Here is an 11,835-nt window from a genome sequence, read left to right on the forward strand (position 1 = left end):
GAGATCGGCAAGTGGCCAAACCTTCCCGCCTCTCTACCGTTTCGCCCAGCCGCGTCGCTGGTTGTTTGGGAAGCCAGCAAGCCCAGCCAATCTCCCCACCTGTGGGGGAGATGCCCGGCAGGGCAGAGGGGGCGGCACGGCACAACGGTCAAAGGAGAAGGAAATGCCCATCTACATCGCCCTCCTCCGCGCCGTAAACGTCGGCGGCACCGGCGCCTTGCCGATGACCGAATTGAAAACAATCTGCGAAGAGCTCGGCTTCACGGATGTCAAAACCTATATCCAGAGCGGCAATGTGCTCTTCCGCTCGGATGAATCCGAAACGGCGGTGGAGGAAAAGCTCGACGCAGCCCTCGGCAAGACGATGGGCAAGCGGCCAGGCGTGATGGTGCGAACCCGGAAGGAGCTCGACGCGATCGTCGCCGACGCACCCTTCCCCGACGCCAAACCGAACTTCCTGCTCGTCTATTTCCTGCCCGAAAGAGCCCTTGCCGATGCACTCGAAAATATGGCGCCCGATGGCGAGGAAGCGAAACTCGCGGCCCGCGAAATCTATGTGCACTACCCCAATGGCTCCGGCCGCTCGAAGCTGAAGCTGCCGGCGCTGAAACCAGCGACCTCGCGCAATCTCAATACCGTGCGCAAGCTCGCGGAACTGGCCGCAGCGATGGAACGTTAACGGCAGCTAGGCTCTCGGCATTTCCGCAGCCGGCAGGAAGAGCATCTTTACGAAAGTCCTCAGCATCAGCACCTGTTCGGCCAGCGTGTTCGGCTCCTTCAGTGTCTTCGACAGGACGATGCCGCCTTCAAGGACTGAGGACACCATATCGGCGAGCTGGTCGATATTGACGGGTTCGCGCGGCGGATAGACCTCCATGATATCGCGAAGCATGCGGCCGAAACGCCGCCGCCAGGCAAGCACCGCATTGCGGTTGGTCTCCTGTATTTCCCGGTCGAACAGCCGCTCGTAATAGCAGACGGTCGCCACAAGGCAGCCGGGATGGCCGTTCGGCAGGTCGGAGAGCAATTCGGACAGCAGCTTCAGCCCGAGCAGGAAGGATTGCAGCGGATCGTCCACCAGATCCCTAGCGCGGCTGAAGATCTCGTCGTAGATGCGCTCGTCATTTTCGATGTAGCGGTTGAGCAGGGCCTTGGCGAGCTCGTTCTTGTCCCTGAAATGATAGAAGAAGCCGCTCTTGGTGATGCCGGTCTCGGCAATCAGCTCCTCGATGGAGGTGCCGCCGAACCCCTTCTGCAACACAGCCGCCTCGGCCACATCGAGGATGCGGGTCCTGGTTTCCTCGCCCTTTCGCATATCCCCTCCTGTACCGGCGGTACAGTTTTGATCGGCGCACGGTCAGAACTTGCCTGCGTCCCCGGAAGCTTCGGTTGCGCCAAGCGATTGATATTAACCGGCAAAAGCCAAAACCGCCGGCAGTATACCGCAAGTCGCCTAGTTTGGCAGCCGATTAAGCGCGAGAACTTCGTTCGACGACAGCTGTTCGGCTGCCGCGAGGAAAAGGCTTCAACAATGGCAAAGTACAGAAACGGTCTGCCGCAGCTCAAAGGCGGCACCTTCATTACCGATGGCGGCATGGAAACGACGATGATCTTTCAAGAAGGCATCGAGCTTCCGCATTTCGCTGCTTTCATATTGCTGGCTTCCGAAGACGGGCGCCAGCGGATGCGGAATTACTATCGCCGTTATCTCGATATCGCGCGGCGGCACGGCACGGGCTTCGTGCTCGACACCGCGACATGGCGCGCCAATCCGGACTGGGGGCAGAAGCTCGGCTATACCGCTGACGCCCTGAAGGCGGCCAACGAGGAAGCCGTCGACCTGCTCGTCGGGTTACGCAGCGCCTATGAGCGGCCGGAGCAGCCGATCGTCATCAGCGGCGCGATCGGCCCGCGCGGCGACGGCTATAAGGCGGGCAGCATGGATGCCGCCGAAGCGGAAGACTACCACGCTTTCCAGATCGGGGCTTTCGCCGGCACCGAGGCCGACATGGTGACCGCCTTCACGCTGACCAATATTGACGAGGCGATCGGCGTGGCGCGGGCGGCACAGTCGTTCAACATGCCCTCGGCCATCTCCTTCACGCTGGAGACGGATGGCAGACTGGTGACGGGTCGCAGCCTTCAGGATGCCATCGAGACCACGGATGCGGCGACCGGCGGGGCGCCGGCCTATTACATGATCAACTGCGCCCATCCCTCGCATTTCGAAGGTGCACTCGATCCCGGCAGCGCCTGGGCAAAGCGCATTTCCGGCATTCGCGCCAACGCCTCTACCATGAGCCACGAGCAGTTGGACAATAGCGAGACGCTGGATGCGGGCGATCCCGAGGATCTCGGCAGCCGCTACCGCAAGCTCATCGGCCGCATGCCGGCGGTGCGCGTGCTCGGCGGCTGCTGCGGCACCGACCACCGCCATGTCGCGGCGATCTGTGAGGCATGCCTGCCGCAGGCGGCATGACAGCGGTAGGAGGCCTGTATCCGGCTACGGCGTGCCATGTGTGCCCCCCTCTGTCCTGCCGGGCATCTCCCCCACAGGTGGGGAGATGGGCTGGGCTCACTGGCTTCCCCAAACAATGAGCGTCCAGCACGACGAAACGGTAGATGAGTAGGAAGTTCAATCCGCTTGTGATCTCCCCGCCTGTGGGGAGATGCCCGGCAGGGCAGAGGGGGGCTGCTACGGCACAAGGCCAGAGAGACCAGTTCATTGCCGATCTGCGTCAAGAAGGCTGAGGGCGTCAGTCTCCGACCGCGTCTTTCGTCTGTTTGGCCTTGTAGCCGCTGATCTCCTCGCCGGCGGTCGCGGAGAAACGCAAGTTCCAGAAGGTCGCGGTGATCGAGATGAGCGTGACGACGACGAAGGCGGTGGAGAAATCGTCGAGCGACGGCGTTTCGACATTGTTGAAGGCCATGGAGCCGTGCAGCGCCAAGGCACCGATGCAGATGCCGAGCGACAGCATCAGCTGCTGGAAGGTGGTGTAGAAACTCGTGGCCGAGCTCATCCGCTCCTTGTCGATCTCGTCATAGGCAATCGTGTTATAGGCGGTGAACTGGAACGACAGGAAGAAGGCGCTGAGTATCAGCACGATGAAGATGAGCGGCATCGGCCAGTCCGGCCGGAAGGCGGCGCAGAGGCCGTAACCGACCGTGCCGAAGATGCCGTTGAGGACGAGGCTGCGGCGGAAGCCGAGCCGGCTGAAGACGAATTTTGCCATCGGCTTCATGGCGAGCGCACCAAGTGCTGTGGCGATGACGATCTGGCCGGCGGCGGCGGCCGACAGGCCGAAGCCGATCTGGAAGAGCAGCGGCAGCAGGAAGGGCTGTGCGCCCTGGGTGATGCGGGTCAGCGAACCGGCTATGACCGAAGTGCCGAAGCTCGGCACCTTCATCAGCGAGAAATCCAGAATCGGCGACGGATGCCGGCGGGCATGCCTGAGATAGGCGATGCCGAAGATGAGGCCGACGGCGATCAGGAAGAGCGAGAAGGCGCCCTCGCCTTCATGGCTCGACATTTCGAAGCCGAAAAGCAGCGAGCCGAGCGAGAGGCCCGAGAGCACGAAGCCGATCGTATCGAAGGGACCGCTCGCCTTGCCTTTGACCTCGTCGATATAGATCGAGACGAAGATCATGCCGATGATGCCGATCGGCACGTTGATGTAGAAGATCCAGCGCCAGTCGAGATAGGTGACGAAGAAGCCGCCGAGCGGCGGGCCGACGATCGGGCCGATCAGCGCCGGCACCAGCAGCCAGGACATGGCGCTGACCATATCCTTGCGGTCGACGCTGCGCATAAGCACGAGGCGGCCGACCGGCATCATCATTGCGCCGCCCAGGCCCTGCAGCAGTCGCGCCAGCACCTGGAAGGACAGCGTCGGCGCTAAGGCGCAGAGGATGGAGCCGATGACGAAAACGGCGATTGCCGCGCGGAACACGGTGCGGGAACCGAAACTGTCGGCCATCCGTCCGCTCGCGGGAATGAAGATCGCCAGGCTGAGGAGATAGGAGGTGAGAGCGATCGACATGGCCGGGGCGCTGACCGCGAAGTCGCGCGCCATGGTCGGCAGCGCCGTCGCCAGCACGGTCGCATCGATATTTTCCATCAGCATCGCACTCGCGACGATCATCGCGATCACCCGGAAATTGGGCGCGGCGCGCCGAACCATAGGCGCCTGGTAAATCTGATCCGACATCGTCCGGGATCACTCGCGGTGGCGCGGCGGAGCACACGAGGCTGCAAGGCCGCGGGGGATGACATGGCGTAATGCCAAGGGGAGACGATCTGGTATACGCCCGCGATCATGGCGGCGCTATGTCCTTTATAGCAAAGCAGCTTTGACGAGAGAGAAAAGCACATCACGTTTGCTTGCATCGGCCTCATGCTTCGTGAAGAGCTTGCGCCGCAGGCCACCCGGCCCTACCTATCAGTCATGACCTCCGCCCTCGAGAAAAACCGGCCCGGTGCGGCCTTCGCCTTCGACAACAGCTATGCCGGCCTGCCGCAACGCTTTTTTGCGGCGCAAGTGCCGACGCCCGTGGCGGAGCCGTGGCTGATCAAGCTCAACGAACCGCTGGCCGCCGAGCTCGGGCTCGACGTCGAGACGCTGCGGCGCGACGGCGCGGCGATCTTTTCCGGCAATCTCGTTCCCGAAGGGGCGCAACCGCTGGCCATGGCCTATGCCGGCCATCAGTTCGGCGGCTTCTCGCCGCAGCTCGGCGACGGCCGGGCGATCCTGCTCGGCGAAGTGGTCGACCGGAGCGGCAGGCGTTTCGACATCCAGTTGAAAGGCGCCGGACCGACGCCCTTTTCGCGCCGCGGCGACGGGCGGGCGGCGCTCGGACCGGTGCTCAGGGAATACATGATCAGCGAGGCTATGTTTGCGCTCGGCATTCCGGCGACGCGAGCGCTGGCGGCGGTGACGACGGGCGAGCCGGTCTACCGCGAAGAGGTGCTGCCGGGCGCCGTCTTCACCCGGGTCGCAGCCAGCCATATCAGGGTCGGTACATTCCAGTTCTTCGCCGCCAGGGGCGATACCGACGGCGTGCGGGCGCTTGCCGATTATGTCATCGACCGGCATTACCCCACCCTGAAAGAAGCCGACAATCCCTATCTCGCGCTGTTCGAGGCAGTCTCCGAGCGCCAGGCGGCGCTGATCGCCCGCTGGCTGCATGTCGGCTTCATCCATGGGGTGATGAACACGGACAATATGACGATCTCCGGTGAGACGATCGATTTCGGCCCCTGCGCCTTCATGGATGCCTATGATCCGGCGACCGTCTTCTCGTCGATCGACCAGCATGGCCGTTACGCCTATGCCAACCAGCCGGCCATCGGCCAATGGAACCTCGCGCGGCTCGGCGAAACGCTGCTGCCGCTGATCGACGCCGAGCCCCACGGCGCAGTCGATAAGGCGAATGGCGTGATCCGGGCTTATGGCGAGCGGTTCCAGGCGCATTGGCTGGCCGGTATGCGGGCGAAGATCGGCCTCGCCGGCAAAGAGGACGGCGATCTCGAACTGGTGCAAGCGCTGCTCTCACTGATGCAGGCGCAGGGCGCCGATTTTACCCTGACCTTCCGGCGGCTGTCGGATCTGACCGGCGATGACGCCCTGGAGACAGCCTTCGCCGCGAGCTTCCGAGAGCCGGATTCCTGCGGCACCTGGCTTGCGCAATGGCGCGAGCGGCTGTCACGCGATCGCCAAAGCGACGGCGAGCGCGCAGCCGCCATGCGCAGCGTCAATCCGGCCTTCATTCCGCGTAATCACCGGGTCGAACAGGCGATCGAGGCAGCGGTCGAGAACGGCGATTTCTCGCTGTTCGAGGCGCTGCTGAGGGTGCTCGCCAATCCCTACGACGACCAGCCGGATTTTGCCCCCTATAGCGAGCCGCCGAAGCCGCACGAGCGGGTGCTCGCGACTTTCTGCGGGACGTGAGCACGATTAAATCCCTATCGTTCGAGCCGGCGGCCGGCATTCCTACAACCGGACCGTGATTTCACGCTGCGGCAAATGCAGCCGTTGAAAGGCATCTCTCTCGCGCTATCTGGCTGACCGGTGGGGCTTTTCCGCCCCTCCTTCACCCGGCGGACCTCAACGGGAGACAGCCTTATGGCGATCGTTATCACCTCCATCCTCTTCATCATCATCGGGCTGGCGCTCGGTGGCGGCGGGTTCTGGCTCGTCACGCTCGGCGGCAGCCTCTTCTATCTGTTCGCCGGCCTGATGTTTCTGATCACCGCCGGCCTGCTGCTGATGCGCAAGGCGGTGGCGCTCTGGGTTTATGCGGTGCTCGTCGTCGCAGCACTCGCCTGGGCGGTGTGGGAGGTCGGTTTCGACTGGTGGCAGCTCGGACCGCGCGGCGGCATGATCATCCTGCTCGGGCTCTGGCTGCTGACGCCGTGGATCCGCCGGCCGCTCGGCTTTCGCAGCCCGACGGGCATAACCTACGGCGCCAACCCCTGGCCGCTTGCCGTGCCCGTTGTTCTCGCCATCGCCGTCGCCCTCTATTCGATGACGACGGATCCGCACGATCTTGCCGGCGACCTGCCTAGGGATGAGGTCGTGGCCAGCCCCGCCTTCGGCGGCAGCGTGCCGGATGGAGAATGGCATCAGTACGGCCGCACGCCGTTCGGCCAGCGTTATTCGCCGCTCGACCAGATCACTGCCGAAAACGTCTCCACCCTCAAAGAGGCGTGGCGATATCAGACCGGCGACGTCAAAAGGCCGGAGGACATCAGCGAGACCACCTATCAGGTGACGCCGCTCAAGGTGAAGGACACGCTCTATCTCTGCACGCCGCATAACTGGGCGATCGCGCTCGACGCCAAGACCGGCAAGGAGAAATGGAAATATGACTCCAATTCCGGCATGAACCCCAACCGGCAGCACCAGACCTGCCGCGGCGTCACCTATTATGCCGATCCTGAAGTCGCCGCCGGCCAGCCCTGCGCCGAGCGCGTCTATCTGCCGACCTCGGATGCCCGGCTGATCGCGCTCGACGCTGCGGACGGGAAGGTGTGCACCAGCTTTGCCGATCAGGGCGTACTGCATCTCGAAACCGGCATGCGCTTCAACCCGGCCGGCTATTATTATTCCACCTCGCCGCCGGTCGCGGTGGCCGGCAAGATCATCATCGGCGGGGCGGTGAACGACAATTACTCCACGCAGGCGCAGTCGGGCGTCATCCGCGCCTTCGACATCAAGACCGGCGCTCTGGTCTGGAACTGGGATTCCGGCAATCCCGATGTGACGACGCCGATCGCGGCCGGCCAGACCTACACGACCAATTCGCCGAACAGCTGGTCGGTCTTCAGCGTCGACGAGGCGCTCGGCATGGTCTACATCCCACTCGGCAATCAGGTGCCCGACCAGCTCGGCATCAACCGCAGCGACAATGTCGAGAAATTCTCCTCCTCGATCGTCGCCCTCGATATCGCCACCGGCCAGCTGCGCTGGGTGCGCCAGACCGTGCATCACGATCTCTGGGACATGGATGTCCCGGCCCAGCCGGCACTGATCGACCTGACGAAAGAAGATGGCAGCGTCGTTCCCGCCCTGGTCGGCCCGACCAAGCAGGGCGATCTCTACGTGCTCGATAGGCGCAGCGGCGAGCCGATCATCCCGGTCAAGGAAATCCCGGCCCCCGGCGGCGCGATCTCGGGCGATCATACCTCGCCGACCCAGCCGATCTCCGACCTCACCTTTTCGCCCGAACCGCTCAAGGAAAAGGACATGTGGGGGGTGTCGCTGTTCGACCAGCTCGTCTGCCGCATCGATTTTCACCGCTACCGCTATGAGGGCCGCTATACGCCGCCGTCACTCGAAGGGACGATCGTCTATCCCGGCAATTTCGGCACCTTCAACTGGGGCAGCGTCGCGGTGGATCCGGAACGGCAGATCATGTTCGGCATGCCGACCTATCTCGCCTTCACCTCGCGCCTGGTGCCGGCTGCCGAGATTCCGCCACGCGGCCAGGACGAGAAGGGCAGCGAACAGGGGCTCAACCGCAATGACGGCGCGCCCTACGGAGTCTTCATGGGCCCCTTCCTCGGCCCGCTGCAGATCCCCTGCCAGGCGCCGCCATGGGGCTATGTCACGGGCGTCGATCTGCGCACCGGCAAGATCGCCTATATGCACAAAAACGGCACCGTGCACGACATGACGCCGCTTCCGCTGCCCTTCAAGGTGGGCGTGCCCGGCATTGGCGGGCCGATGCTGACCAAAGGCGGCGTCGCCTTCTTGAGCGCCGCCGTCGACAACTACCTGCGCGCCTATGACGTGACAAATGGCCGAGAACTCTGGCAGGCGCGGCTTCCCGCCGGCGGCCAGGCGACGCCGATGACCTATACGACTGACGACAACAAACAATATGTCGTCATGGTCGCCGGCGGCCACGGCTCGGTGGGCACCAAGCCCGGTGATTATGTGATTGCTTATACGCTGCCGTGATGGAGGAGTTGCCGTTCCTTCGGAGAAAGACCCCTCCCCAACCCCTCCCCACAAGGGGGAGAAGCTACCGTGCCGCGCCCGTCACATTTCATTTCTGACGATACCGCATGTGGCAGCGCATTTTGGTGCGGGAGCGCGCCGCAGCTTAGCCCCTCCCCCTTGTGGGGAGGGGTTTTCACCCGCACTCCGGACAGCCGTCGCATCTTTCCTATTTCAAACCATCTCCACAATCATCCGTCCCACCTCGGCAAAGACCGGGTTCAGCTCCTTCACCGGCACGGTCGCCTCGGCGATATAGACGGCGGCGACGATCGGGCCGCGGTCGGGGGGCCAGATGACGGCGATGTCGCCGAGGGAGCCGTTCGGGCCGGTGCCGGTCTTATCGCCGACCTTCCAATCGGCCGGCAGGCCGGCTCTCAGCCGCTCCTTGCCTGTCGTGCTTGCCACCAGCCAGTTGATCAGCCTGTCGCAGGAGGCTTCGGTCAGCACCGAGCCGAGCGTCAGGTTGCCGAGCGTATCGAGCATCGCATCCGGGGTGGTCGTGTCGCGCGGATCGCCCTTCCGGCCCTCGTTCAGCGTCGGTTCGGTGCGGTCGAGACGCGTCGTGCCGTCGCCGATCGAGCGCAGCCAGTCGGTCAATGCGGCCGGACCGCCAAAACTTTCGAGCAGCAGGTTGCCGGCGGTGTTGTCGCTGACCGTCACCGCCGCATCGCAGAGTTCGGCGATCGTCATGCCGTCGGCGCCTGCGTGTTTTTCGCTGATCGGCGAATAGTCGACAAGCTTGTCCTTGCCGTAGGTCACCCGCCGGTCGAGGCTCTCGTCACCCTTGTCAACGCGGGCCAGCACGAAGCCGGCGGCCAGCGCCTTGAAGGTGCTGCACATCGGAAAGGCTTCGCTGCCGCGATAGCCGAAGGAGATGCTGGTCTGGGTGTCGAGCACCGAGACGCCGAGGCGCCCGCCGGTGCGTTTTTCCAGCTCGGCCAGGCGGCGCTCGACATTGTCGTCGCCCTCCTCGCTCTTCTCCTCGGCATTGACGGGAAACGTGAGGGCAGGCAGGCACAAAGCCGAGCCGATCAGCATGCGGCGGGTAAGGCTGAGATCCATGAAATTCCTCCGGCGGTGAGGAGGACAGAGCTAAGGCGCGATTGCGGCGGCATCTCGTCATTGCGGCGGCGTCCGCACTGGAATTATGCCGCCCGCGTCACCTCGACCGTCACATGCGACAATTCCGACAGCGCCGAAAGCCGAGCCTTGTAGAAGGCCGGATCGCGCGGCTCGGGGGTGAGGACGGCGACGATGGCGGCGTGATGGCCGGGGCCGACCTGCCAGACATGCAGATCGGTGATCCGGTCTTCCTCCGTCTCGATCGCCTCGCGAATGTCAACCGGCAGCGTCTCGCCGTGCGGGACGACGTCGAGAAGGACGCCGCCCGAGGATTTCATCAGGCCCCAGGACCAGTTGGCGATAACAAGGCCGCCGACTATGCCCATGATCGGATCGAGCCAGAGCCAGCCATAGAGGCTGCCGAGCGTCAGCGCCGCGATGGCAAGCACGGAGGTCAGCGCGTCGGCGACGACATGCAGATAGGCGGCGCGGATATTGTTGTCGCCGGTTTTACCGTGGTGGGCATGGTCGCCATGCCCGTGATCGTGATGGCCCCGATGGCTATGCCCGTGATGGTCATGTCCGTGATGGCCATGCCCGTGATGAGCGTGATGACCGTGGTCGTGGCCGCCGCCGGCGAGCAGCCAGGCACTGGCGAGATTGACGGCAAGGCCGATCACCGCGACCGCAATCGCCTGGGCAAAGCCGATCGGCACCGGATTTACAAGCCGCAGCCAGCTCTCCCATGCCATCAGCAAAGCAATCAAAGCAAGAATGATGGCGCTGGCAAAACCGGCGAGATCGCCGAGCTTGCCGGTGCCGAAAGTGAAGCGCGGATTGCGCGCCTGACGGCGGGCGAAGAGATAGGCGAGCGCCGAAATCAGCAGCGCGCTGGCATGGGTCGACATGTGCCAGCCATCGGCCACGAGGGCCATGGAGCCGTAGATCGTGCCGGCGAAGATTTCGGCCACCATCATCAGCGTCGTCAGTCCGATCACCAGCCAGATCCGCAGCTCATTGCGCTGATGGTCGGCGCCGAGGAAGACGTGATCGTGTTCGAGGGCGGTCATCTGGGCTTTCCCGATCCCGGCATTCATTCCAGGCTCCTTCTCTCATCAGCGGATATAGGTTCGCAACACTTCCGAAATTTCCTCGACCGCCTCGGCCCGTGCCGCGTCATCGGCGGCATTCAGCACATGCTCGCGCAGGTGATCGTCCAGCACCTCGCCGGTCAGTCCGGTCAGGGCGCCGCGGATCGAGGCGAGCAGCTGCAGGATTTCGCCGCAGGGGCGCTCGGCCTCGAGCGCCCGCTCGACCGCCTCCATCTGCCCCTTCAGGCGGCTGATGCGGGCGATGAGCTTCTTTTTCTGCAGGGTGGTATGGGACATGGTCGGCCTTCTATAACATAGGGGGGTATACTATCAAGCGCACGGACTGACATCAATGAGCGTGACAGCGTGTTGAGCGCCACGCTCCAACGCCATTGACAAATGCCGCGTTTGCGGCGATTGATGCGCCATGATCAAAAACGCGCACCAGAGCCGCTCGTATTTTTGGCTGTACCTGTAAAGGGCGGCCGGACAGATCATATTGTCAACAAGCCGCCGTCAGGCGGCTTTGTTGTATCGGCAGCGTCCTGACGGCAGATTATCAAAGGACGCGAAGACCATGACCGAAATCGAAGACAGCGAAATTTCACTGATGCGCCCATCGGTGGTGACGATCCGCACCGCCAAGCCGCGCGACCTGCCCGAGCTCAACGACATGATCGCCCTGCTTGCCGCCCATCACGGCGACGCGGCGGCGACGACGCCGGAGCAGCTCGAGCGCGATCTGTTCGGCCCCCTGCCCTGGATCCAGGCTCTCGTTGCCGAGACCGGCGAAGGGCTGATCGGCTACGCCATCCTCGTGCCGCTCTACAGGGCGCAGGAGGGAAAACGCGGCATGGACCTGCATCACCTCTTCGTGCGCGACGGCCATCGCGGCCACGGCACCGGTCAGTTGCTGGTCGACCGGGCCCGCGAAACCGCCCGCAATGCCGGCTGCGGCTACCTCTCCGTCAGTGCGGCGACCGGCAACGTCCTGGCGCACCGCTTCTACGAACAGCTGGATTTCACGCCGCGGCCGGTGACCGGCATGCGCTACATGCAGTCGATCGCATAGGGTGGCCAGATCGAAGGTCTAGATTCCTGGCTCATGGGCGAGAGCGAGTTACGCTTGCCAGCTGGAGAGGCGCGCATCTATTCAGACGCAGGGTGGGGTTCGGATC

Annotated in this window: 10 protein-coding genes; 5 read left to right on the plus strand and 5 right to left on the minus strand. The window is 63.8% G+C overall.

The annotated features are described in order from the left end of the window. The first annotated feature begins 163 nt into the window (after positions 1-163). Entirely contained in the window at positions 164-679 is a 516-nt protein-coding gene (locus tag EFR00_RS23145; protein ID WP_077994798.1) for a DUF1697 domain-containing protein, read from the plus strand. A 6-nt stretch (positions 680-685) separates the two neighbouring features. Here the strand turns inward: EFR00_RS23145 and EFR00_RS23150 are convergent, their stop codons facing one another. Beyond that, the gene (locus EFR00_RS23150; RefSeq protein WP_077994797.1) at positions 686-1,315 is read right to left on the minus strand and encodes a TetR/AcrR family transcriptional regulator; all 630 of its coding nucleotides are present in this window, start codon (positions 1,313-1,315) and stop codon (positions 686-688) included. 216 nt (positions 1,316-1,531) lie between these two features. Between EFR00_RS23150 and EFR00_RS23155 the strand changes: the two genes are divergently transcribed. Then, a complete protein-coding gene (locus EFR00_RS23155; RefSeq protein WP_077994796.1) occupies positions 1,532-2,479 on the plus strand; it encodes a homocysteine S-methyltransferase family protein in 948 nt (315 codons plus the stop codon). Positions 2,480-2,756: 277 nt separating this feature from the next. Here the strand turns inward: EFR00_RS23155 and EFR00_RS23160 are convergent, their stop codons facing one another. Further along, on the minus strand, positions 2,757-4,208 hold the full coding sequence (locus EFR00_RS23160) for an MFS transporter (RefSeq protein ID WP_077994795.1): 1,452 nt from the start codon (positions 4,206-4,208) through the stop codon (positions 2,757-2,759). 237 nt (positions 4,209-4,445) lie between these two features. On the opposite strand from EFR00_RS23160, the gene EFR00_RS23165 reads away from it, so the two are divergent. Both EFR00_RS23165 and EFR00_RS23170 read left to right on the plus strand, forming a co-directional pair. Further along, the gene (locus tag EFR00_RS23165) at positions 4,446-5,948 is read left to right on the plus strand and encodes a protein adenylyltransferase SelO (protein ID WP_077994856.1); all 1,503 of its coding nucleotides are present in this window, start codon (positions 4,446-4,448) and stop codon (positions 5,946-5,948) included. Between the two features lie 174 nt (positions 5,949-6,122). Then, entirely contained in the window at positions 6,123-8,462 is a 2,340-nt protein-coding gene (locus EFR00_RS23170) for a glucose/quinate/shikimate family membrane-bound PQQ-dependent dehydrogenase (RefSeq protein ID WP_077994794.1), read from the plus strand. Positions 8,463-8,675: 213 nt separating this feature from the next. Here EFR00_RS23170 and bla read toward each other — a convergent pair whose 3' ends face one another. The 3 genes from bla to dmeR all read right to left on the minus strand — a co-directional run bounded on the left by bla (position 8,676) and on the right by dmeR (position 10,954). Further along, a complete protein-coding gene (gene bla, locus EFR00_RS23175) occupies positions 8,676-9,566 on the minus strand; it encodes a class A beta-lactamase (protein WP_077994793.1) in 891 nt (296 codons plus the stop codon). An 83-nt stretch (positions 9,567-9,649) separates the two neighbouring features. Beyond that, on the minus strand, positions 9,650-10,663 hold the full coding sequence (gene dmeF, locus EFR00_RS23180) for a CDF family Co(II)/Ni(II) efflux transporter DmeF (RefSeq protein ID WP_077994792.1): 1,014 nt from the start codon (positions 10,661-10,663) through the stop codon (positions 9,650-9,652). A gap of 18 nt (positions 10,664-10,681) precedes the next feature. Further along, a complete protein-coding gene (gene dmeR / locus EFR00_RS23185; RefSeq protein WP_010021162.1) occupies positions 10,682-10,954 on the minus strand; it encodes a Ni(II)/Co(II)-sensing transcriptional repressor DmeR in 273 nt (90 codons plus the stop codon). Between the two features lie 280 nt (positions 10,955-11,234). Between dmeR and EFR00_RS23190 the strand changes: the two genes are divergently transcribed. Then, complete coding sequence (locus tag EFR00_RS23190; protein ID WP_038687712.1) at positions 11,235-11,729, plus strand: GNAT family N-acetyltransferase; 495 nt, start codon at positions 11,235-11,237, stop codon at positions 11,727-11,729. The last annotated feature ends 106 nt before the right edge of the window (positions 11,730-11,835 follow it).

Origin of the sequence: Rhizobium sophoriradicis (assembly GCF_003939025.1) — a bacterium.
Lineage (GTDB): Bacteria > Pseudomonadota > Alphaproteobacteria > Rhizobiales > Rhizobiaceae > Rhizobium > Rhizobium sophoriradicis.

Excerpts from the sequence above, each read along its gene's own strand:
- EFR00_RS23165 (WP_077994856.1), top strand. The coding sequence starts at position 4,446 with ATGACCTCCGCCCTCGAGAAAAACCGGCCCGGTGCGGCCTTCGCCTTC.
- EFR00_RS23190 (WP_038687712.1), top strand. The coding sequence starts at position 11,235 with ATGACCGAAATCGAAGACAGCGAAATTTCACTGATGCGCCCATCGGTG.
- dmeR (WP_010021162.1), bottom strand. The coding sequence starts at position 10,954 with ATGTCCCATACCACCCTGCAGAAAAAGAAGCTCATCGCCCGCATCAGC.
- EFR00_RS23160 (WP_077994795.1), bottom strand. The coding sequence starts at position 4,208 with ATGTCGGATCAGATTTACCAGGCGCCTATGGTTCGGCGCGCCGCGCCC.
- bla (WP_077994793.1), bottom strand. The coding sequence starts at position 9,566 with ATGGATCTCAGCCTTACCCGCCGCATGCTGATCGGCTCGGCTTTGTGC.
- EFR00_RS23145 (WP_077994798.1), top strand. The coding sequence starts at position 164 with ATGCCCATCTACATCGCCCTCCTCCGCGCCGTAAACGTCGGCGGCACC.
- dmeF (WP_077994792.1), bottom strand. The coding sequence starts at position 10,663 with ATGAATGCCGGGATCGGGAAAGCCCAGATGACCGCCCTCGAACACGAT.
- EFR00_RS23155 (WP_077994796.1), top strand. The coding sequence starts at position 1,532 with ATGGCAAAGTACAGAAACGGTCTGCCGCAGCTCAAAGGCGGCACCTTC.
- EFR00_RS23170 (WP_077994794.1), top strand. The coding sequence starts at position 6,123 with ATGGCGATCGTTATCACCTCCATCCTCTTCATCATCATCGGGCTGGCG.
- EFR00_RS23150 (WP_077994797.1), bottom strand. The coding sequence starts at position 1,315 with ATGCGAAAGGGCGAGGAAACCAGGACCCGCATCCTCGATGTGGCCGAG.